Here is a 22125-nt window from a genome sequence, read left to right as displayed (position 1 = left end):
TCCAGTCACAGGGAGCCTCAGTCCGTGAGTGTGCCGCGCCCGGCAGCCGTCATCGTCCTCGCCGCGGGCGAGGGTACCCGGATGAAGAGTCAGACCCCCAAGGTCCTGCATGAGCTATGTGGCCGTTCGCTGGTCAACCACATGCTCGCAGCCGCCCGCGACCTCGATCCGCAGCAGCTGATCGTCGTCATCGGCCACGCGCTGGAGCAGGTCGGCGGCCACCTGGCCGCCACCAGCCCCGACGCGCGCGCCGTCGTCCAGCATGAGCAGCGTGGCACCGGCCACGCCGTCCGCACCGTGCTCGAAGAGGTCGGCGTGATCTCCGGCACCGTGCTGGTCACGTACGGGGACGTGCCGCTCATGCGCCCGCGAACCCTCGCCGAGCTGCTCGAACGGCACGAGGCCGACGGCAACGCGGTCACCGTGCTGACGGCCAACGTGCCCGATCCGACCGGCTACGGGCGGATCATCCGCGACGAGAGCGGCGCCGTGCTGGAGATCGTCGAGGAGAAGGACGCCAGCCCGGAGCAGCGCGCGATCAAGGAGATGAACTCCGGAATCTACGCCTTCGACGGCTCGCTGCTCGCCGACGCCGTCAAGCGCGTGTCCACCGACAACGCCCAGGGTGAGGAATACCTCACCGACGTCCTGGCCATCCTGCGCGGCGACGGCCACCGGGTCGGCGCCTGCGTCGCGGGCGACTTCGTCGAGGTCGAGGGCGTCAACGACCGCGTGCAGCTCGCCGCCGCCCGCAAGGTGCTCAACCTGCGCCTGCTCGAAGAGCACATGCGCGCCGGGGTGACGATCATCGACCCCGGCAGCACCTGGATCGACGTCGGTGTGCGGATCGCGCCCGACGTGGTCATCCACCCCGGCACCCAGCTCCACGGCGACACCGTGATCGAGACCGGCGCCGAGGTCGGCCCCGCCACCACGCTGACCGACACCCGCGTCGGCGAAGGCGCCGTCGTCCGCAACGCCGTCTGCGACAGCGCCGACATCGGCCCCGAGGTCAGCGTCGGCCCCTACGCCTACCTCCGCCCCGGTACGGTGCTCGGCCGCAAGTCCAAGGCCGGCACGTTCGTCGAGATGAAGAACACCAAGGTCGGCGAGCGCTCCAAGGTGCCGCACCTGTCCTACGCGGGGGACGCCACGATCGGCGACGACGTCAACATCGGCGCCTCCACCGTCTTCGTCAACTACGACGGGGTCAACAAGCACCAGACGACCATTCGCGACGGGGTGTTCGTCGGCTGCGACACCATGCTCGTCGCCCCGGTGACGGTCAATGACGGCGCCTACACGGCGGCGGGCTCGGTGATCGTCGACGACGTGCCTCCCGGCGCCATCGGCGTGGCGCGTGCGCGGCAGCGCAACATCGAGAAATGGGTCTTGCGCAGGCGCGCGGGCACGAAGTCGGCCGCGGCCGCCCAGCGGGCGCTGGCCGAGCAAGAGCAGCAGGAGAGTGGCACGTGAGCAGTATCAAACAGCCGGGCGAGAAGAACCTCATGCTCTTCTCCGGCCGGGCCTACCCTGAGCTCGCCGACGAGGTGGCTCATCACGTCGGCGTCTCCCTGACCCCCACCAAGCTGATCGACTTCGCCAACGGCGAGATCTACGCGCGCTATCTGGAGTCCGTACGCGGCTGCGACGCCTTCGTCATCCAGAGCCACACCGCGCCCATCAACAAGTGGATCATGGAACAGCTGATCATGGTCGACGCGCTGAAGCGGGCCTCCGCCAAGCGCATCACCGTGGTCATGCCGTTCTTCGGCTATGCCCGCCAGGACAAGAAGGGCCGGGGCCGCGAGCCCATCACGGCCCGGCTGATGGCCGACATGTTCAAGACCGCGGGCGCCGACCGGCTCATGTCGATCGACCTGCACACCTCGCAGATCCAGGGCTTCTTCGACGGCCCGGTCGACCACCTGTTCGCGATGCCGGTGCTGGAGAGCTACCTCAAGAACAAGCTCGACCTGGAGAACACCACCGTCGTCTCGCCCGACACCGGCCGCGTCCGGCTGTCGGAGCGCTGGGCCGACACGCTCGGCACGCCGCTGGCGTTCATCCACAAGCGCCGTGACCTCGACGTGGCCAACCAGGTGAAGGTCAGCGAGGTCGTCGGACGGGTCCGCGGCCGCACCTGCGTGCTGATCGACGACATGATCGACACCGCGGGCACCATCTGCAAGGCCGCCGACGCCCTCTACGAGCAGGGCGCCACCAACGTGATCACCGCCGCCACCCACGCGGTCTTCTCCGACCCGGCCGTCGACCGGCTGAAGAACTCCCGGATCTCCGAGGTCATCGTCACCAACACGTTGCCGCTGGCGGAGGCCAACAGGTTCGACAAGCTGACGGTGCTGTCGATCGCGCCGCTCATCGCCCGCGCGATCACCGAGGTCTTCCAGGACGGCTCGGTCACGAGCTTGTTCGAGGGTGACACGTAAGCTGTGATGGATCCGCAGCGTAGTGAGGACATCCATCACAGCTACGCCGAGCAGGGCTCGGCCATGGGCGCTGTTGGATCCGCAGCGTGGTGAGGACATCCATCACAGCTACGCCGAGCGGGGCTCGGCCATGGGCGCTGTTGGATCCGCAGCGTGGTGAGGACGTCCATCACAGCCTTCCGAGCGGAGCTCGGCGGACAGCGCTGTAGACTGGCCCGGTTGCGCTCGTAACGCCTTCCGCTAGGGCGGGTGAGGGGGAGCGCCGACACCCACCGATCTCAAGCATCCCTAGGAGATGTCATGTCTGAAGTACGTATCGCCGCCGAGCCGCGCACCGTGTTCGGCAAGGGCGCCGCTCGCAAGATCCGCCGCGCCGACAAGGTGCCCGCCGTTCTCTACGGTCACGGCATCGACCCCAAGCACCTGACCCTGCCCGGCCACGAGGTGCTCCTCGCGCTCCGCACGCCCAACGTGCTGATCCGCCTCCAGGGTGAGGGCGTCGACGAGCTGGCCCTGCCCAAGGGCGTGCAGCGCGACCCGATCAAGGGCTTCGTCGAGCACGTCGACCTCCTGCTGGTCAAGCGCGGCGAGAAGGTCACGGTCGAGATCCCGGTCACCACGGTCGGCGACGTCCACACCGACGGCCTGCTCGACCAGCAGCTCGTTTCCATCGCAGTCGAGGCCGAGGCCACCCACATCCCGACCGGCGTCGAGGTCGACGTCGAGGGCCTGGAGATCGGCACCGCCATCACGGCCGCGCAGCTCTCGCTGCCGAAGGGCGCCACACTGGCCGCCGACCCCGAGGCCGTCGTGCTCCAGGTGAGCGCCAAGCCGGTCGAGGCTCCGGAGGAGGGCGAGGAGGCCGCCGAGGCCGCCGCCGAGGGCGAGACCGCCGAGGCCGCCGCCGAGTAACGGTCCGATTCGTGAACGGGGCGGCCGGACTCGAGCCGCCCCGTTCCGCTGTAAGGGGTGCAGATGGATCGCTGGCTGATCGCCGGCCTGGGCAATCCCGGGCCCGAATACGCGGGCAACAGGCACAACGCGGGCTTCATGGTGCTCGACGAGCTCGCGGCCAGGGCCGGCGGGCGGTTCAAGGCGCACAAGAGCAGGGCTGAGGTGTGCGAGACCAGCACCGCGATCCTGGCCAAGCCCCTCACCTACATGAACCTCTCCGGCGGGCCCGTCAAGGCGCTCTCCGACTTCTACAAGATCGGCCCGGAGCGGCTGATCGTCGTCCACGACGAGCTCGACGTGCCGTACGGCGCGCTCAGGGCCAAGCTCGGCGGCGGCGACAACGGCCACAACGGCCTCAAGTCGATCACCAAGGTCCTCGGCACCCGCGACTACCTGCGGGTCCGCTTCGGCATCGGGCGTCCGCCCGGGCGCATGGACGCGGCCTCCTTCGTGCTGCGGGACTTCGCCACCATGGAGCGCAAGGACCTGCCCTTCCTCGTGGACCGGGCGGCCGACGTCGTGGAGTCGCTGATGTCCCGCGGCCTCGAAGTCACCCAGAACGACTTCCACCGGTCTGATCTGCATATTTCGGGCCCTCCACGCTGATCGCCACATAGGTCCGTTCGCCGGTTCCCTGCCTCTCTCGCAGCTACCATCTGTGACTGTCCGTTCAGGAATGGTCACCTGGAGGCATGCGTGCGGGGTGAGGGCTTCATGGCCGTCGTCGGACCGGGCCATGTGGCCTCCTGGCGAGTCAGCCCACGCACGCCCACCTGGGTCCGCTCCTACCGCTTCCGCGCGGTGCTGGGCGACCTCTGCGGGGCCTGGGTGGGGTCCGGGCTCGCCTTCTACGTGCGCTTCGGCGAGCTCACGCCGTACGTGCTGCCGTACCTGCTGGTCAGCCTGGCCCTGCCGGTGGTGTGGGCGTTCGCGGTGGCGCTCAACCGCGCGTACGAGCCGCGCATGCTCGGTGTCGGCTCCGAGGAGTTCCGCCGGGTCGTGCAGTCGGGCGTCGCGCTGACCGCGGGCACCGCCATCGGCTCCTACCTCACCAAGACCGACGTCGCCCGGGGCTACGTCGTGCTCGCGCTGCCACTGGTGACGTTGCTCACCCTGCTCCTCAGGTACGCCCTGCGCCGCTCCCTGCACCGGCGCAGGGCGGCGGGGGAGTGCATGCGCAAGGTGGTCGCCGTCGGGCACGAGACGTCCGTCGAGGAGCTGGTGCGGCTGTTCCAGAAGGAGCGCTACCACGGCATGGACGTCGTGGCTGCCTGCCTGCCGGGGGGCGCGCCGGGTGACTTCGTGGGCGAGGTGCCGGTCGCCGGCGACCTCAGCGACGTGCCGATCGTGGTCGACCAGTTCCGCGCCGACACGGTGGCCGTGCTGGCCTGTCCCGAGATGGACGGGCAGGCGCTGCGGCGGCTGGCCTGGCGGCTGGAGCGCACCCACACCGATCTGGTGGTCGCCCCGGCGCTGATGGACGTGGCGGGCCCGCGCACCATGATCAGACCGGCCGCCGGGCTGCCGCTCCTGCACGTGGAGCACCCCGAGCTGGGCGGGGCCAGGAAACTGGTCAAGAACATCTTCGACCGGCTGGTCGCCACCGCGCTGCTGGTGCTGCTCGCGCCGCTGCTGGTGGGACTGGCGGTGGCCGTACGCGTGACGAGTCCGGGGCCCGCGCTGTTCAGGCAGACCAGGGTCGGCAGGGACGGGCGGCTGTTCACGATCCTGAAGTTCCGCACCATGCGGCGCGGCTCCGAGCAGCAGAAGATCACCTTGGTCAGCGACCGCGACGGCGTGCTCTTCAAGATCAGGAACGATCCCCGGGTCACGCCGCTCGGCACGCGGATGCGCCGCACCTCGCTGGACGAGCTGCCGCAGCTCATCAACGTCGTACGCGGCCACATGTCGCTCGTCGGCCCCCGGCCCCCGCTGCCGGAGGAGGTGGCGCGCTACGGCGACGACGTGCGCAGACGGCTCCTCGTACGCCCCGGGATGACGGGCCTGTGGCAGGTCAGTGGTAGATCTGACCTATCGTGGGAGGAATCCGTCCGCCTCGATCTGCGTTATGTCGAGAACTGGTCCCTCACGCTCGACCTCCAGATCCTGTGGAAGACTTGGTCGGCCGTCGCCCGCGGGCAAGGAGCTTATTGATGACGATTCGCGACGACCACGCACTTGCCGCTGACCTGGCCACCGAGGCGGGCGAGCGACTGCTGCGCATTCGCGAGCGCACCGGGTTCGGCGATTCCTCCGCCCTGCGCGCGGAGGGCGACCGGGCCTCCCACGTCTTCCTCATGGAGTCGCTGGCCAGGCTCCGTCCCAGTGACAGTGTGCTGTCGGAGGAGGCCACCCGCGAGGAGCGGCTCGACCCGCGCCGGCTCAGCGCGTCCCGGGTGTGGATCGTGGACCCGCTCGACGGCACCCGCGAGTTCGCCGAGGAGGGGCGGTCCGACTGGGCCGTGCACGTGGCGCTGTGGGAGGGCGGCAGGCTGACCGCGGGCGCCGTGGCGCTGCCCGCCCAGGGCCGCACGCTGGCCACCGCGGAGCCTCCCGGGCCGCGCTCCTTCGACGGGGGGCGGTTCCGCATCGCGGTGAGCCGCACGCGCCCGCCGGAGTTCGTGCAGAAGCTGGCCTACCTCCTCGGAGCCGACCTGGTCCCCATCGGGTCCGCCGGGGCGAAGATCTCGGCGGTGCTCACCGGCGAGGTCGAGGCGTACGTACACGCCGGGGGGCAGTACGAGTGGGATTCGGCCGCGCCGGTCGCCGTCGCCCAGGCCGCCGGGGCCCACGCGAGCCGGATCGACGGCTCCGAGCTGACCTACAACCAAGCCGACCCGTCACTACCGGATATCCTGGTTTCCCTACCTGAGCTAGCGACATCGCTGCTCAGCGGGATTCGGGACCTGCACCGCTAAAACCGCCGGAGGAAGCTCCCATGCTCCAGCGCGACTACACGACGTCGCAGCTCGACGTGCTCGAAGCCGAAGCCATTCACATCATGCGCGAGGTGGCGGCCGAGTTCGAGCGTCCCTGTCTGCTCTTCTCCGGAGGCAAGGACTCGATCGTCATGCTCCGCATCGCGGAGAAGGCGTTCTGGCCCGCGGCCATACCGTTCCCGCTCATGCACGTCGACACGGGCCACAACTTCGACGAGGTCATCGACTTCCGCGACCGCCGCTCCACCGAGCTCGGCGCGCGGCTGATCGTGGCCAGCGTGCAGGACTCCATCGACGCCGGACGCGTGGTCGAGGAGACCGGGCGGCGCGCCTCGCGCAACCGCCTGCAGACCACCACGCTGCTCGACGGGATCGAGGAGCACGAGTTCGACGCGGTCTTCGGCGGCGCGCGCCGCGACGAGGAGAAGGCCCGCGCCAAGGAGCGGGTCTTCTCCTTCCGCGACGACTTCGGCCAGTGGGACCCGAAGAACCAGCGCCCCGAGCTGTGGAACCTCTACAACTCGCGCATCCGCAAGGGCGAGCACATCCGCGTCTTCCCGCTGTCCAACTGGACCGAGCTCGACGTCTGGGACTACATCAGGCGCGAGGGCATCGAGATCCCCTCCATCTACTTCGCCCACACCCGCAAGGTGTTCGAGCGCGACGGCATGTTGCTGCCCGACTCCGAGGTCGTGCAGCGGGGTGACGACGAGCCGCTGTTCGAGGCCGTGGTGCGCTATCGCACCGTGGGCGACATGACGTGCACGGGCGCCGTGCAGTCCACGGCCGCCACGGTCGAGGAGATCATCGAGGAGATCGCGGCCACCCGGATCACCGAGCGCGGGGCCACCAGGGCCGACGACCGCGCGTCGGAGGCCGCGATGGAGGACCGGAAGAGGGAAGGCTACTTCTAATGGACATTCTTCGCTTTGCCACAGCGGGAAGTGTCGATGACGGTAAGTCCACCCTCATCGGACGGTTGCTCTTCGACTCCAAGGCGATCTTCGAGGACCAGCTGGAGGCGGTCGAGCGCACCTCGCGCGACCGGGGCACCGAATACACCGATCTGTCGCTGCTGACCGACGGCCTGCGGGCCGAGCGGGAGCAGGGCATCACGATCGACGTGGCGTACCGCTACTTCGCGACGCCCCGGCGGAAGTTCATCATCGCCGACACGCCCGGCCACATCCAGTACACCCGGAACATGGTCACCGGCGCCTCCACGGCCGACCTGGCGATCATCCTCATCGACGCCCGCAAGGGCGTGCTGGAGCAGTCGCGGCGGCACGCGTTCCTGACCACGCTGCTGCGGGTGCCCCACCTGGTGCTGGCCGTCAACAAGATGGACCTGGTGGGCTACTCCCAGGAGCGGTTCGACGAGATCAAGGAGGAGTTCACGGCGTTCGCGTCCAAGCTGAACGTCGCCGACCTCACCTTCATCCCGATCTCCGCGCTCAACGGCGACAACGTGGTCTCGCGCTCCGAGAACATGCCGTGGTATCTCGGCACGTCCCTGCTGCACCACCTGGAGAACGTCCACATCGCCTCCGACCGCAACCTGGTCGACGTGCGCTTCCCGGTCCAGTACGTGATCCGCCCGCAGCGGGCCACCGAGCAGGCCTTCCACGACTACCGCGGCTATGCGGGCCAGGTCGCGGGCGGCGTGCTGAAGCCGGGCGACGAGGTGGTGCACCTGCCCTCGGGGCTCACGACCCGCATCGCCTCGATCGACACCTTCGACGGGCCGGTGGAGGAGGCGTTCCCGCCCATGTCGGTGACGCTGCGCTTCGAGGACGACCTCGACATCTCGCGCGGCGACATGATCGCCCGGCCCAACAACCAGCCGCAGGTGGCGCAGGAGCTGGAGGCGATGGTCTGCTGGATGGCCGACGGGCTCAAGCTGACGCCGCGCTCCAAGCTGACGATCAAGCACACCACCCGTACGGCCCGTGCCATGGTGCGTGACCTGCACTACCGGCTCGACGTCAACACCCTGCACCGCGACGAGGAGGCGACCTCCCTCGGCCTCAACGAGATCGGGCGGGTGTCGCTGCGGATCACCCAGCCGCTGTTCGTGGACGACTACGCGCGTAACAGGCTCACCGGCGGCTTCATCCTCGTGGACGAGTCCACGAACGGCACCGTCGGCGCCGGCATGGTCATCGACGCCCGTTAGGTAGATCTTTCCGGGTTCCCCGACCCTCGGTTACTCTCCGCGATAGGGTCTTCGCGTTCCGTGTTCACGACGTGAAGGCCCTTTTTCGTGACCGACCGCGAAAGCACCACCCGGGTCATCTACCTGGGCGGCCTCGGGCGCAGTGGCACCACACTGCTCGAGCGGCTCCTGGGCGAGCTGCCGGGGGTGGTCGCGCTCGGTGAGGTCGTGCACCTCTGGGAGCGGAGCGTGCTCGCGGGGGAGCTGTGCGGGTGCGGCGTGGCCTTTCCCGACTGCCCCTTCTGGCGGCAGGTGGGGGAGCGGGCGTTCGGCGGATGGAGCCCGGCGCTGGCCGGGAAGGTCCTGACGCTGCGGCGCCGGGTCGACCGCACGCGCAGGATCGCGCGGATCGCGCATCCCGACCTGGCCGAGTACGTGCAGGCGTACCGGCTCCTGTACGAGGCCGCGGGCGCGCCGGTCGTGATCGACTCCAGCAAGCACGCGTCGCTGGCCTGCTGCCTGGTGGCCGCCGGGGTGGACGTACGGATCGTCCACGTGGTCAGGGACCCGCGCGCCGTCGCCCACTCCTGGGCCAGGACGGTGCGGCGCCCCGAGGACGGGCGGCCCATGACCCGGTGGCGGCCCGCCCACACGGCCGTCCACTGGACGGCCCAGAACGCCGCGCTGGAGCTCCTGCCGGGACGCGGGGCCCGCGTCACCAGGGTCCGTTACGAGGACCTCCTCGCCGCGCCGGGGCCCACGCTCAGCTCCCTGGCGCTCGGGCTCGGCCTGGCGGAGCCGGAGCTGCCGTTCCTGGACGGTCGCACGGCCTGGCTCGGGCCCTCCCACACCGCGTCCGGCAACCCGATGCGCTTCCACGTGGGGCGGATCGAGCTGCGCCGGGACGACACGTGGGTGACGGGCCTGCAAGAGGGCGACCGCCGGGTGGTCAACGCCCTCACGTGGCCGCTCAGGGCCCGCTACGGCTATCGGGGGTTCGCGTGACTCCCTCCGTAGGGGTGGTGATCCCGACCCGGGGCGACCGTCCGGCGCAGTTGCGCGAGGCGGTGGAGTCGGCGCTGGCCCAGGACTATCCGGGTCACCTGTTCGTGGTGGTGGTCGCCGACGGCGCCGCCCCTGGGGACATCGAGGTGCCGGCCTCCGTTCCGGTCCTGCCGAACACGCTCACCCCTGGCCTCCCCGGCGCCCGCAACACCGGCATCGCGGCCTGCGACACCGACCTCGTCGCCTTCTGCGACGACGACGACGTGTGGCTGCCCGGCAAGCTCGCCGCCCAGACGCGGGCGCTCGGCGAGCGCGGCGGCGAGTTCGCGAGCTGCGGCATCGAGGTGGAGTACGGGCACCGCCGCGTGGCCCGCCTGGCCGGCTGCGACACGGTGACGGCGCACGACCTGGTCCGCTCGCGCATGGTGATGGTGCACTCGTCGACGTTCCTGTTCGAGCGCGGCGCGCTGCGGGTGGACGAGAGCGCCCCGGGCGGCCAGAACGAGGACTGGGACCTGGCCCTGCGCGCCGCCGGACGCCGGCCGATCACCCATGTGGACCGCCCGCTCGTCCGGGTGCGCTGGGGTGGATCCCACTATGTCGCCCGATGGGCGGACCGCATTGCCGGGCTCGACTGGATGCTCGCCCGGCACCCCGAACTGGCCGTGGACCCGCGCGGCGCGGCACGGGTCTACGGCCAGCTGGCCTTCGGCCACGCGGCGCTCGGCCACCGCCGCGAGGCCGTCCGCTGGGCCGTGCGCGCCATGGGGGCCCGGGCCGGGGAGCCGCGCGCCCCGATCGCCCTGGCGGTGGCGGCCGGCCTCATCTCCGCGCCGGCGGTTCTTTCCGCACTTCACCGTAGGGGGCACGGCATTTGACTCGCACCGAGACCACCACTCCGCACGTACCGCTCCAGCGCCTCCCCGAGGCCCCGCGCCAGGACGCCATCCCGTCTCCACCCACCCTCCCCGACGGGCCGCCGCGCGCGCGGGCGGCGGCGTCCGTCCGCTGGTGGGATCGGGTGCGGGTGGGCGGGATCGGGGTGGACGCGCTCACCGAGGACGAGGTGGTCCGGTGGGTGGAGGCCGAGCTGGAGGCCGGCAGGGGCGGCCGCATCGTCACCCCGAACGTCGACATCTGCCGCGCCGCCGCCACCGACCCCGCACTCCGGGAGCTCGTGTGCACCGCCGAGCTGGTGGTGCCCGACGGGATGCCGCTGGTGTGGGCGGCCAGGCTGCTCGGCACCCCGGTGCCCGAGCGGGTCACGGGCGCGGACCTCATCTGGTCGCTCAGCAAGCTCGCCGCCCGCCGGGGCTGGCCCGTCTACCTGCTGGGCGGCCCTCCCGGCGTGGCGCGCAGGGCCGGCAAGGAGCTCACGAGCTGTCATCCCCGACTGCAGGTGTGCGGGGTGCACGCGCCGCCGTACCACTTCGACACGACCCCCGCGGGGAGCGCGCGCGTCCGGAGGATGGTGGCCGCGGCCCGGCCGAGGGTGGTGTTCGTCGGGCTCGGGTTCCCCCGGCAGGACCGGCTCATCGCCGACCTGAGGGAGGAGCTGCCGGAGGCGTGGTTCGTGGGGTGCGGGGCGGCGATCGCGTTCGCCGCCGGCACGGTCTCCAGGGCGCCGGAATGGATGCGCAGGGCCGGGCTGGAGTGGGCGTACCGGCTGGGCTGCGAGCCGGGGCGGCTGGCGCGCCGTTATCTGGTCGACGACCTGCCGTTCGCGGTACGGCTGCTGGGAGGCAGCCTGGTCACCCGCCTCATGAGGTGAGGGCGCGGACCCGGGCCGCGTCCCGCGGGCTGAGCCCCCGGGCGGCGTCGTCGAGCGCGCGGCGGGAGTCCATGGGGCGGTAGGCCGTGCGGGACAGGCCCGACCAGGCGAACCCCGTGCCCGCCCCGGACGGGCCCGTGCAGGCTCGCGTGATGCGGCGTTCGGCCGCGGGCGTCCATGGCAGGCCGGCGTAGGCGTACAGGCCGCGGAAGCCGGTCAGCGGGTCGGCGGCCAGCGACTCGTACGAGGTGACGCGGACGCCGGGCGTGCGGTCCAGGATCGCGCGGGTCGCCCGCCACAGCGCGGCCGCCTTGGCGAGGCGGTCCTGGGAGCCGACGAGCGCGCGCAGCTCCAGCAGCTCGGGGTGGTCGCGGACCAGGAGCGGCTGTTCGAGCAGCTCGTGGAAGTAGACCGTCCAGCCGAGCCGCTGCCAGCTCGCCACGAACGACACCGGATCCCGCACCAGCGCGATCACCCGGCAGCCCAGGGAGGCGGCGAACCAGCCCGCGCTCAGCACCGCGAACGGGTCGTCCAGCAGCGCCCGGCGGCCCGTCAGGCGGCCGACGGCGAAGGCGGTGCCGTAGCGGAGCAGGCGGGCCAGGTCGTACGGGGAGCGGTTGGCGCGCAGCTCGGAGAGCCAGCGGTAGCGCAGGGCCACCGTGTCGCGGAAGGCGGGCAGCCAGTCGGCGGCGTTGTCGTCGCAGATGTACTGGAACCGGTGGGTCACGGTGGCCCTGAGCACGCCCGGGCAGCGGCCGGGCGGGTGCTGCGGGTTGAGCGGCTCGTTGACGTAGACCAGGTCGCCGCCGGCGGCGAGCATCTTGCCTGTCCAGCTCGTACCGCTCCTCGGCAAGCCCGTCACCAGCACCGTCATACGGTCCTCCGGTGAAGGAGGGCGGGCAGGGTGTGGCGGCCGAAGGGGTGGAGGCCGTAGCGGCGGTGCAGTTGCCACAGCGGGAGGAGGTTCTTGACGAGCACGCCGCCCGACCAGCCGATGACCGCCCCGAACGCGCCGTGGACGGGGATCAGGGCCACGTCCAGCGCCACCGTGCAGGTGATCGCCGCCACCAGGTTGAGCAGGCTCGTTCCCGTGTGCCCGGCGGCCGTCAGCACGACGTCCACCATCCCGCAGGCCGTCGCCACCATCATCGTCCCCGCCAGCACGAGGGCCACCGGGACCGCGGACCCGTACGTGGGGCCGAAGAGCCGCAGCAGCCACGGCGCCAGCGCCGCGTACGCCAGCCACACCGGCCACGTCAGCAGCACCAGCCAGATCGTGGCGGTCTGGTACAGCTCACCGGCGCGCGCCCGCTCGCCGTCCGCGAGCGCGCTCACCAGCCGAGCCTGTACGGCCTGTGCCAGCCCCTGGCTCGCGAGCTGCCCGACCACCTTGAACCGGGTGGCGGCCGTGTAGACGGCGGCCTGCGCGGGCCCGCCGAGCAGCGCGACGACCACGATGTCCAGCCGCTGGAACACCGCCTGGATCGCCCCCGCGACCGACCGGGGAGCCGTGTGCCGCCACAGGTCGCGGGTCGTCCCCGGCAGGTACGGGCTCCGCGGCACCCGCCCCCGCAGCTCCGCCCAGGCGATGACCGCCACCAGCGCGTACGGCGCCCCCCACGCCACCGGCAGCCACGAGACCGCCCCCGACAGCGCGGCGCAGGTGACCAGCGCGAGCTGCGAGAAAGGCACCAGCAGCCCGTCCACGAGCACGGTGGGCCGCATGGCCCCGAACCCCCGGGTGGCGGCCAGCAGCACGTCCCCCACCACCATGACGGGCAGGATCGCGGCGAGCGGCCCCAGCCGCGGGTAGAGGACGACCCCCGCCACGCAGGCGGCCACCATACAGGGCACGAGCGCCGCCCGGATATATCCGGATATGCCGAGATAGTCGTACGTCTTCGCCCGCGCGATGAAGAACACGAGCCCGTTCCCCGCGTCCAGCTTGGCGATCCCCGCCGCCATGAGGGCCATCGCGGTGACCGTGAAGAACGCCCCGGCCTCGGCCGGACTGAACGCCCTGGTCACGACCATCACGAGGACGAACTGCGCGACCGCCCCGCAGCCCGCCCCCAGCACCCCCGCGATCCCGCCACGCCGCAGCCGCCGGTCCGCGACCGCGGTCACCGCCGCCACGAAGGCTCCCCGCCCAGCCACCGCACCAGCCGGGCGTCGTACGGCTCGAAGTGGTCGCGCAGCTCCCGCGCCAGCACCCGCGGCACCGGCCTCGGGAGGGGGCGGCCGTTGTGCCGCTCGAACAGCGGATAGCCGAGATGCGGCACGCCCAGGAACGCCAGCACCCGGTCGTACGCGGTCTCCGGCTCGGCGAAGAACCGATGGCTGTCGAGCACCAGGATCCGCTCGCGGCCGACCAGGGCCTCCAGCCGGTCGAGCTGGTCGGCGTAGCGCCCGCGGGCCATGTACGCGTGGTGGCGGTGGGAGTGGTGCAGGGAGAAGGGCGACTCGCGCAGCGCCTCCTCGGCCCCCGCCAGCCGCTCGGGCTCCAGCTCGATCGCGTGCTCGAGCAGCGACTCCGTCTCGTAGCCCCTGGCCAGCTCGTGGGCGTGGGCCGAGCAGGCGCGTTCGACCGGATCGCGTACCAGCACGATCAGCCGCACCTCGGGCAGGTCGGCGGCGATCCGCTCCCCGGCCAGCGGATGGAACAGGTAATAGGGGGACGACTCGAACGCCAGCGCCCGCGAGCCGTACCGGTGCTCGACCAGCCCTGCGCTCATCCGCAGCGGGAAGTGCGCCTGGTACCAGTGCTGTCCCCGCGCGTAGCCGACGTCGAAGTAGTGCACCCCCTTGTGCAGCACCGGCTTGAGCAGCAGCGGATGCTGGGCCAGCGCCCGGTACAGGGAGGTGGTGCCGCACCGCTGCGCCCCCGTGATCAGGAACGACGGCAGCACCCGCACCCCCGACGTGATCCTCCCCGTGGCGCGTGACAGCGACAGGACCGACCGTTTCATGGTCTTCACGTGAGCAGCTCCTCGTGGTCGACGACCGGGTTGAGCCAGGTGTCCGGGGGCCCGAGCGGCGCGTGCCCGTCGGCGGCGTGCCGGTCGGCCAGCGCGATGAGATAGCGCAGCGCGGTCTGCCTGGCCACCACGGCCGACACCCCCAGAGGCGCCAGCTCGCGGAAGGCCCGCGCCACGCACGCCCGCGCCGCGACCTGCGGGGACATCCTGCGCAGGGCCCGCTGGAAGAAGTGGTGCACGGCGTCGAAGCCGTAGGGCACGCCGAGCTCGTACCGCTCCCAGTCCCACACCAGCAGCCGGCCGTCGGGGGACTGGCACATGTTCCACGGCGCGAGATCCCCGTGCCAGGCCGCGCGCGGCCCGCCGGTGTCCGCGATCTCCCTGACCGCGTCGACCAGCAGCGGCCGCGGCACCCGGCCGCGCCGCACCGGCAGCGGCGACAGCGCCAGCACCGCCAGCCCCCGCCAGCTGCCGTGGTGCAGCACGGCGGGCGGCACCACCGTGTCCAGCTCCAGCCCGGCCAGCCTGCGCAGGGCCGCCGCCTCGGCGGTGATCAGCGCGCGCGCCCGCGCGCTGTCGCCGATCTTCACGAACGCCAGCAGCCGCCCGCCCGAGCGGGCCTCCAGGACGGGCTTGCGGTTGGCCCGCGCGGCCGGCCGCACGTGCAGGACGGTCTCGACGGGCTGCCCGAAGACCTCACCCAGGTACGTGGCGATGGACCCCTCACCCGGCACGACGACCCGGGACCAGGGGTGCCACCAGCGGCGCGGCACCATGCGGCGGGGTACGGCGGGGTGCGGCAGCACGGTGTACGCCCGGGGCGACCCCGGCCCCGGATACAGCAGCCGCACGGTCTTCTCGAGATAGTCGAGCCGGATGGCGGCGTCGCTCACGTGACTTCCCCTCGGCTGTTGCGCCACAGCAGGGCGAACGAGATGAGATAGAGGCTGAGAGGGGTGACCAGGCCGTCGTAGACGAACATGTAGAGCAGCACCAGCCCCATCACCAGCACCCCGGCCAGCCCGATCGGGCTGCGGTCGGCCCAGTGGCGCCGGATCGCGCCCGCGAAGAACGCCACGTAGAGCACGGCCCCGGTGAACCCCTGCGTGATGATCAGCAGCCAGAGCTGGCCGTCGCTGCCCAGCGGCGGGTGCCCGCAGCCCTCGCACCACTCGGTGCGGCCCGTGGTGATCGTGCGATGGTTGCCCGTGGCGTTGCGCGTGTTGCCGTACCCGATGAGCGGCGAGTGGCCGGCGGCCGCGACGGTGGCCGTCACGGTGAAGGCCCTGATGTCGTTGGAGTGCGGCCGGTCCAGCCGCTGGGCCACCAGCGGCGCGAGCGGGCTCAGCGCGAACGCCACCGCCGCCACCGCGACGGCCCCGCAGAGCGCTGCCCTGGTCCGGCCGCGCACCCGGACGATCAGGTACGCCACGGCCAGGCCGAGCCCGATCCACAGGCCGCGGTTGAGCGAGTAGACGACGGGGATCGCGGCCAGGGCGACCACGGCGGCCACGAAGGCCTTCCGCCGCCGCCCCCCGTACACCCACCACCCGACCACGAACCACACCAGCAGCACCGACACGTTGCTGCCCCACGCGTTGGCCCACTCGAACGGCGCCTCGGGCCTGGGGGAGGCGAAGCCCAGCACCTTCTGCGTCTGGGCGGCGGTGGGGTGGATGAGGTTCTGCACGAACGAGTTGGAGGCCACCCAGTCGGGCAGCAGCAGCTCCACCGGCGAGGTGAACGCGAACGACGGGACGAACACGCCGAGCAGCCCGCCCGCGACCGTCGTGACGAACAGCACGCCGAGCATCCGCACCAGCCGTAGCTGCGGCAGCTCGCGCTCGGTGAGGTTGCCCAGGTAGAGCACCATGATCAGGATGGCGGTGTAGAGCGCCAGCCGCATGACGTAGCCGACGATCCGGCCGGGCCCGATCTCGCCGTACGTGCCCGGTGGCATCTCCGACAGCATGAGCCCGCTCACCAGGTAGCCGGCGATCAGCAGCAGCCACAGCCCGAACCCGCGCGGCACCCTGATCGGCCGGCGCCGCCACAGGATCACCGCCATCGGCACCGCCACCACGATCACCGACAGCCCGCCGAACCCCAGCGCCCACCACACCGGATAGCCGACGAGCAGCGCCGCGATCGGCCACGCGGGCCCTCTCACGTCGGCTGGCCGGGGCGCCGCGGGTGCATGGGCATGGGGGTGGTCTCGCCCAGGTCCAGCTCTCCCGTGGCGACGAGCTTGCCGAGCGGGGTGTGCGTGCGCGGCTCCAGCAGCGGCACGAACGACGGCAGCGCGTCGGTCACCGTCACCACGCCGATGACGGGTACGTCGTGCCGGGCGAGCCGTCGTACGGCGGCCGCGACGTGGATCGAGGTGGCCCGGCCGAGCCCCACCAGCAGCAGCGCCGCGTCGGCCCTGGACAGGTCGCGTACGTCGCAGCCGTCGAGCACCGTCAGGGGCATGTTGACGGCCACCGGGTCGGCGGACTCCTCCAGGTCGGGCGGCAGGATCCGGACCAGCAGCCGCTTGCCGGGACACGCGGCCACCGCGGCGCAGGCCAGCTCGTGGGCCACGCCGGGCTCGCGCGGGCTCGACAGGTCGCCCAGCACGGGCAGGCCGGTCAGCCGTTCGACGTCGGCGACCGTGCGCAGCCGCCGGTCGAGACGGTCACGGGCGTAGGCGGCGGCCGAGCCCGCGAGCAGGCCCGCCATGAGCCCGGTGCCGAGGTAGAGGGGCAGGCTGGGGGAGCTGGGCGCGGTCGGCGGGGCGGCCTGGCTGATGATCGTGCCGGGGGTCACCGCGACCGTCCTGAGCCCGTCGTACCTCAGCGCGAGCCCGGCGGCCTGCCGGTTGAGCACGCTCTCCCGCTGGGTGGCGATCGTGTGCTCGGGGGTGCCCTTGGTCAATCCGGCGAGCTGCTTGATCACCGCGTCGAGCGCGGTGTTGACCTGCTTGAGCTTGCCCAGCACCACCTGCTGCTGGGCGGTCAGCGCGGCCAGCGCGCTCTCGCGGCGGTTGGCCAGGTACGCCTGGGCGTACGCGCGGGACTGGGCCGCGGCGACCCCGGCGTCGGCGGCCGTCACCGAGATCCACAGCACCGCCGAGTTGGGCGGCACCGAGACCTCGACGGGCTCCGGGATCTCGACCCGCAGCGTCCTGGCCGCCCGCGCCGCGACCACGGCGGACTGCGCGACCTGGGCCTCGGTGTCGAGGTTGAGCGCCTCGCGCTGGCGGCTGGTCACCTGGTTGGCCGGCTCCTGCGGGCCTACCGGCATGACAAGCACCTGCGTGGTCGCGGTGTAGGCGGACGGCGTGAGCCGCATGAGCGCGAGGCCGGCGGTGCCGCCGAACACGACGCAGCCCACCAGCAGCAACCATCGCCTGCGCAGCAGCGAGAGATGCTCGTCCAGGTCCGTGCCGGAGCTCATTGGGGAGGGTCTCCTGGAATTGCGTCGAGATGTGCGCCCACTATAGGGCGGACGATTATCAGCCAAGCCTAATACCCAAGATTTTCTGCAGAACGGCACAAGGTAAAGGCAGCTATAAAAGGAAATGTCCGGAAAATTCCTTGGGTCATATACCCATCGCGAGCTGCCGAGACACGGCACACTTGCTGAAGTTCCCGGAACGGCATGGCAAGGATCCGGTTTGATAGGCGGGGGTCGTTCGACGAGGGGGTTGAAAGGCTTTGCAGCTACGGGGAATTTCTCATAACACCACCAACGCGGTGCTCATTCTGGCCGTGATCGTGATGCTGGCCGCCTGTTCCACGGCGGAGGGCTCCAACGCGCGCGCGCCCGTGGCGATCAAGGAAGCCTCGGGTTCGCCCTCCTGCACGGCCACCTCCAGGCTCATCCCGTCCTGCGGCGCCTGGTGGGGCCTCGCGCCGGAGGTCTTCAGCGGCGCCCCGCTGGACCAGGCCCTGCACAGCGCCGAGTCGCGCATGAGCGCCGCCGCCGACGTGGTGCACGTCTACCACCGGGGCAGCGAGCTGTTCCCCACGCCCGCCGAGATCAGGCTGGCCCGCGACCCGGCCAGGCCCCGGCTGCTCATGGTCAACTGGAAGCCCTCGCTCGACCACACCTGGGCCGAGATCGCCGACGGGGCGCTCGACGCCCGGATCGACCGGCTGGCCGGATACCTCAGGCGCACCTTCCCCGAGCGGTTCTTCCTCACCCTCCACCACGAGCCGGAGAACGACGTGGACGAGTCGTCGGGCTCGGGCATGCAGGCCACCGACTACGCGGCCATGTTCCGGCACGTCGTGGCCAGGCTGCGGGCCGAGGGGGTGAAGAACGCCGTCATGGTCATGACGTACATGGGGGCGCCCAACTGGGCGGCCGAGCCGTGGTTCGAGGACCTCTACCCGGGTGACGACGTGGTCGACTGGGTGGCCATGGACCCGTACGCCGACGGCAAGGTCGAGGACTTCGAGGGGCTGGTGAACAAGACCCGAAAGGAATATCCGGACTGGCCGGGGTTCTACCGGTGGATGCAGGCCCGCTTCCCCGGCAAGCCGGTCATGGTGGCCGAGTGGGGGGTGTTCGAGCGGAGCGACGACCGGGGGTTCAAGCGGGCGTTCTACGAGTCGGTGCGGCGGCAGATCAAGCGATATCCGCAGATCAAGGCGCTGCTGTACTTCGACTCGCCGCAGGCGCCGCGCGGCGACACCAGTTTCGACACCGGCTCGGGGGCCGACCGGGCGTTCACCGAGCTGGCTCGGGATCCTTACTTCCGCTCGACACCCGTCCCCCGGCCGTGATTATGGCCTCTGCTCCGCAGAGGCGGCTCGGTCGCTGGGGGGCCGTCGCCTTCCCTCGTCGCTCTGGTCGCTACGCTCCCGCCGCTCCTCAGTCCAGGCGACGGCGCTCCCTCGCACCCGCCAGCCGACGACGGTGACGACCGTGGCCGCCACGAGGGCCCAGACCGTGAGGGTGTTGCTCACGTTGAGCAGCTTGAGCGCGGAGGCGAGCAGGACGATGGCCAGCAGCGCCCGGATCAGGCCGCCGGGGGCGCGCGAGGAGATCCGGGCGCCGAGGTAGACGCCCGGGATCGAGCCGATGAGCAGCGACAGCGTGAGGTCCAGCTGGAAGTCGCCGAACAGCAGGTGCCCGAGCGCGGCGGAGGCCACCAGTGGCACGGCCTGGACGAGGTCCGTGCCGACGAGCTGGTTGGCCTTGAGCGCCGGGTAGAGGACGAGCAGGGCCACGATGATCAGCGATCCGGATCCGACGGAGGAGACCCCCACGACCAGTCCGCCCACCGTACCGACCAGTAGGGTCGGAATTGGGCGCACGACGATCTCATGGGCGCTCGACGTGCCTCCCCGCGCGCCGAGCCAGCTCTTGAGCGCCATGCCGGCCACGGCCAGCAGGAGCGCCACGCCGAGCGCGTACTTGACCGCGTCGGTGACCGCGAACGCGCGGGCCAGGAACACCCCGCAGAAGGCGGCCGGCACCGAGCCCGCGCACAGCCAGCCGACCAGCCGCAGGTTGACCGTGCCCCGCCGCAGGTGCACGGCGCTGCCGACCGGCTTCATGACGGCCGAGGCGACCAGGTCGCTGGAGACCGCGGCCAGCGGCGGGACGTTGAAGAACAGCATCATCATCGGCGTCATGAGCGCCCCGCCGCCCATCCCGGTCAGCCCGACCACGATCGCGACGAGGAAGGACCCGAGGATCAGGGGGAAGTCGATCACCGAACCCAGCCTCCAGACCGCAGCGTCCCCAGGACCTGGGAGACGGCCGCGTCGATCGAAATGTGCGTGGTGTCGATCACCAGCTCGGCGTCGTCCGGCTCCTCGTAGGGGTCGGAGACGCCGGTGAACTCGGGGATGAGGCCGGCGCGCGCCTTGGCGTACAGGCCCTTGCGGTCGCGCCGCTCGCACTCCTCCAGCGGCGTCGCGACGTGCACGAGCAGGAAGTCGGCCCCGACCGACTCGACCATCTCGCGCACCTCCTCGCGGGTGGCCGCGTAGGGGGCGATGGGGGCGCAGATGGCCAGGCCGCCGTGGCGGGCGGTCTCGGCGGCGACGAAGCCGATGCGGCGGATGTTCAGGTCGCGGTCGGCCTTGGAGAAGGTCAGGCCCTTGGACAGCAGGTGGCGTACGACGTCGCCGTCGAGGTAGGTCACCGTGCGGCTGCCGAGCTCCAGCAGCGCGTCGCGCAGGCCGCGGGCGATCGTGGACTTGCCGGAGCCGGACAGGCCGGTGAAGAAGACCACGAGGCCGCGGCGGTGCGGCGGGCCCGGAATGTGCACGGGGTCGGGGCCGGCCAGGTGCTCGGCGGCGCCGTAGGCGGTGGCGACGTGCTCGCGCAGCTCCAGGTCGATCTCGGGCTCCTCGCGGGGCGCCAGGGGCACGGAGACGACGATCGTGTCCTCCGGCAGCTTCTCCTTGGCCCGGAGCGCGGCGCGTACGACCGCGGGGCCCGGCTCGCCGTACGAGAGGGGGAGCAGCATGATGAGCGCGTCGAGCTCCTTGGCGGTGGCGACGATCTCGGAGAGGTCGTCGAGGGGCCCCCGCATGGTGACGGCGAGCGCGGGACGCCCGCCGAGCTCCGCCCTGACCTCGGCCGGAGTGCGTCGCAGGCGCGCGAACGGGCCGTGTTCGGGCGTGCCGAGGCCCTTGACCGGCCCCGAGGTCAGTCCGTCGGGCTCCTGGGCGGCCACCGTGAGGGCGGCCAGCGGCAGGCCCTCGGGGTCGAGCAGCGTGACCTCGTCGCCGGGTGAGAGATCGGCGGACACGTGGAGCGTGACGGATGCGGGCCACGGCGTGCCGTCGGCGAGAGTGCCCCGCTCGTGCACCGCGTGCAGGTCATCGTGGCCCAGGAACCCGGTCAGCGGCTCGAAGGCGCCGGAGAGCAGCAGCTCGAGGTCGGCCAGCTCGCGCGCATCGGGGGTCCACTCCACGGCTCCAACATCCCAACTATTCCGATTGAATTGGTAGGGATGGAGTCTACCGATTGATGCAAGTGTGCCGCTAGAGGACCCGGGCGAAGTGGTGTTGCGGCTTCCTGATCACCATGGTGATCTCGTCATGGGTGGCAGGGTAGCGGCCGTTGCTCAGCTTGGAGGCCAGCGCGACCGCGGCGACGGTGAGCTTGCGCCGGCGGGCCGGGCCGCTGGTGTTGCGCTGGTCGTCGGTGATCATGAGGCCCCGGCTGAGGCAGAAGGCGTAGATGCCGTCGCTCGACGCCAGTGGCTCGTACACGCTGGGCAGCGGACCCGGGGTGCCCGGGGTGACGAGCATGCGCCAGAACACGCGGCGCAGCAGCGACGGCGTGATCCGGTCGAGCAGCCCGTAGGCCGACTTGCGGTCGCGCATCCGCAGCAACACCAGGCCGCCCGGGCGCAGGGACTGCAGCAGCCGGTCGAAGACCAGCTCCGAATGCTTGATGCGCTCCAGCAGGAAGGACAGCTGGATCACGTCGTACGACCTGGGCGGCAGTGGCACGCAGCGCAGGTCGCCCAGCGACCACGACACCAGGTCGGCCCGCTCCTCGAGCACCGCCCGGATGGCGGGGATCTCCTCGTCGGCCCCGGTGGCCCTCGTCTCGATCTCTTCCAGGTTGAGCGGTTCGTCGTGCGCGCACCCGGCGACCAGCACGTCGAGCCGCCTGCCGGGCAGCCCGGACCAGTGCTCGCGGACCCGTTGACCGAAGACGTCGCCCCGCTGGGCGACCGATCGCACCTCAGACATGTCACCTACAGTAATCACTCGAACGGTTTCAGTGAGCCATTTCCTCGCTAGCATCCTTCCCCGTGAACGGCGAGGTTTACGTAGGAAATGCGGGCGTAGATGCGGCCATGGACCGGGGCTGGTTGCTGGGTCATTTCAAACCCCTCGGCGACCCAAGGCACAGT

21 protein-coding genes are annotated in these 22125 nt (G+C 71.4%); 12 read left to right on the top strand and 9 right to left on the bottom strand.

Translation table 11 applies throughout. The annotated features are described in order from the left end of the window. Positions 1-24 precede the first annotated feature (24 nt). From glmU to ACWDX9_RS13970, 11 genes are all read left to right on the top strand, one after another. The gene (gene glmU / locus ACWDX9_RS14020) at positions 25-1476 is read left to right on the top strand and encodes a bifunctional UDP-N-acetylglucosamine diphosphorylase/glucosamine-1-phosphate N-acetyltransferase GlmU (protein WP_449953132.1); all 1452 of its coding nucleotides are present in this window, start codon (positions 25-27) and stop codon (positions 1474-1476) included. Further along, positions 1473-2450, top strand: a complete 978-nt coding sequence (locus ACWDX9_RS14015; RefSeq protein WP_364242425.1) for a ribose-phosphate diphosphokinase — start codon at positions 1473-1475, stop codon at positions 2448-2450. The genes glmU and ACWDX9_RS14015 overlap by 4 nt, the downstream gene beginning before the upstream one ends. Positions 2451-2750: 300 nt before the next feature. Beyond that, a complete protein-coding gene (locus ACWDX9_RS14010) occupies positions 2751-3362 on the top strand; it encodes a 50S ribosomal protein L25/general stress protein Ctc (protein WP_449953129.1) in 612 nt (203 codons plus the stop codon). A 63-nt stretch (positions 3363-3425) separates the two neighbouring features. Next, positions 3426-4010, top strand: a complete 585-nt coding sequence (gene pth / locus ACWDX9_RS14005) for an aminoacyl-tRNA hydrolase (protein WP_350725826.1) — start codon at positions 3426-3428, stop codon at positions 4008-4010. A gap of 108 nt (positions 4011-4118) precedes the next feature. Continuing rightward, entirely contained in the window at positions 4119-5558 is a 1440-nt protein-coding gene (locus ACWDX9_RS14000; protein ID WP_449953125.1) for a sugar transferase, read from the top strand. Further along, positions 5558-6322, top strand: coding sequence for a 3'(2'),5'-bisphosphate nucleotidase CysQ (locus ACWDX9_RS13995; protein WP_355197436.1), 765 nt, complete (start codon positions 5558-5560; stop codon positions 6320-6322). The genes ACWDX9_RS14000 and ACWDX9_RS13995 overlap by 1 nt, the downstream gene beginning before the upstream one ends. A 20-nt stretch (positions 6323-6342) precedes the next feature. After that, entirely contained in the window at positions 6343-7257 is a 915-nt protein-coding gene (gene cysD / locus ACWDX9_RS13990) for a sulfate adenylyltransferase subunit CysD (protein ID WP_350725820.1), read from the top strand. Next, positions 7257-8519, top strand: a complete 1263-nt coding sequence (cysN, locus tag ACWDX9_RS13985) for a sulfate adenylyltransferase subunit CysN (protein WP_449953122.1) — start codon at positions 7257-7259, stop codon at positions 8517-8519. Before cysD ends, cysN begins: the two co-directional genes overlap by 1 nt. 87 nt (positions 8520-8606) lie before the next feature. After that, positions 8607-9503 carry a sulfotransferase gene (locus tag ACWDX9_RS13980; RefSeq protein WP_449953119.1) on the top strand — a complete coding sequence of 299 codons (897 nt, stop codon included), beginning with the start codon at positions 8607-8609 and terminating at the stop codon, positions 9501-9503. Continuing rightward, positions 9500-10381 (top strand): glycosyltransferase family 2 protein, encoded by an 882-nt coding sequence (locus ACWDX9_RS13975; RefSeq protein WP_449953117.1) that lies wholly within the window; start codon positions 9500-9502, stop codon positions 10379-10381. Before ACWDX9_RS13980 ends, ACWDX9_RS13975 begins: the two co-directional genes overlap by 4 nt. Then, positions 10378-11274, top strand: a complete 897-nt coding sequence (locus tag ACWDX9_RS13970; RefSeq protein WP_449953114.1) for a WecB/TagA/CpsF family glycosyltransferase — start codon at positions 10378-10380, stop codon at positions 11272-11274. The genes ACWDX9_RS13975 and ACWDX9_RS13970 overlap by 4 nt, the downstream gene beginning before the upstream one ends. On the opposite strand, the gene ACWDX9_RS13965 is transcribed toward ACWDX9_RS13970, so the two are convergent. The 6 genes from ACWDX9_RS13965 to ACWDX9_RS13940 are packed head-to-tail and all read right to left on the bottom strand — an operon-like array spanning position 11264 to position 17690. Next, positions 11264-12136 (bottom strand): sulfotransferase, encoded by an 873-nt coding sequence (locus ACWDX9_RS13965; protein WP_449953111.1) that lies wholly within the window; start codon positions 12134-12136, stop codon positions 11264-11266. The two genes, ACWDX9_RS13970 and ACWDX9_RS13965, sit on opposite strands and share 11 nt — an antisense overlap. An 8-nt stretch (positions 12137-12144) precedes the next feature. Further along, positions 12145-13410 (bottom strand): lipopolysaccharide biosynthesis protein, encoded by a 1266-nt coding sequence (locus tag ACWDX9_RS13960; protein ID WP_449953108.1) that lies wholly within the window; start codon positions 13408-13410, stop codon positions 12145-12147. After that, a complete protein-coding gene (locus ACWDX9_RS13955; RefSeq protein WP_449953189.1) occupies positions 13398-14243 on the bottom strand; it encodes a sulfotransferase in 846 nt (281 codons plus the stop codon). Before ACWDX9_RS13955 ends, ACWDX9_RS13960 begins: the two co-directional genes overlap by 13 nt. Positions 14244-14248: 5 nt before the next feature. Continuing rightward, a complete protein-coding gene (locus tag ACWDX9_RS13950; RefSeq protein WP_449953106.1) occupies positions 14249-15145 on the bottom strand; it encodes a hypothetical protein in 897 nt (298 codons plus the stop codon). Beyond that, complete coding sequence (locus tag ACWDX9_RS13945) at positions 15142-16422, bottom strand: hypothetical protein (RefSeq protein ID WP_449953103.1); 1281 nt, start codon at positions 16420-16422, stop codon at positions 15142-15144. The genes ACWDX9_RS13950 and ACWDX9_RS13945 overlap by 4 nt, the downstream gene beginning before the upstream one ends. Further along, positions 16419-17690, bottom strand: a complete 1272-nt coding sequence (locus ACWDX9_RS13940; RefSeq protein WP_449953101.1) for a Wzz/FepE/Etk N-terminal domain-containing protein — start codon at positions 17688-17690, stop codon at positions 16419-16421. Before ACWDX9_RS13940 ends, ACWDX9_RS13945 begins: the two co-directional genes overlap by 4 nt. 299 nt (positions 17691-17989) lie before the next feature. On the opposite strand from ACWDX9_RS13940, the gene ACWDX9_RS13935 reads away from it, so the two are divergent. Further along, on the top strand, positions 17990-19024 hold the full coding sequence (locus ACWDX9_RS13935) for a glycoside hydrolase family 26 protein (protein ID WP_449953099.1): 1035 nt from the start codon (positions 17990-17992) through the stop codon (positions 19022-19024). Here the strand turns inward: ACWDX9_RS13935 and ACWDX9_RS13930 are convergent, their stop codons facing one another. The 3 genes from ACWDX9_RS13930 to ACWDX9_RS13920 all read right to left on the bottom strand — a co-directional run bounded on the left by ACWDX9_RS13930 (position 19025) and on the right by ACWDX9_RS13920 (position 21961). Further along, on the bottom strand, positions 19025-19960 hold the full coding sequence (locus ACWDX9_RS13930) for a sulfite exporter TauE/SafE family protein (protein ID WP_449953097.1): 936 nt from the start codon (positions 19958-19960) through the stop codon (positions 19025-19027). Beyond that, complete coding sequence (gene cysC, locus ACWDX9_RS13925; RefSeq protein ID WP_449953094.1) at positions 19957-21171, bottom strand: adenylyl-sulfate kinase; 1215 nt, start codon at positions 21169-21171, stop codon at positions 19957-19959. The genes ACWDX9_RS13930 and cysC overlap by 4 nt, the downstream gene beginning before the upstream one ends. A gap of 70 nt (positions 21172-21241) precedes the next feature. After that, a complete protein-coding gene (locus tag ACWDX9_RS13920; RefSeq protein ID WP_449953091.1) occupies positions 21242-21961 on the bottom strand; it encodes a class I SAM-dependent methyltransferase in 720 nt (239 codons plus the stop codon). Positions 21962-22125: the final 164 nt, after the last annotated feature.

This window comes from Nonomuraea sp. NPDC003201 (assembly GCF_053590415.1).
This window is presented reverse-complemented; position numbering and strand designations above follow the sequence as displayed.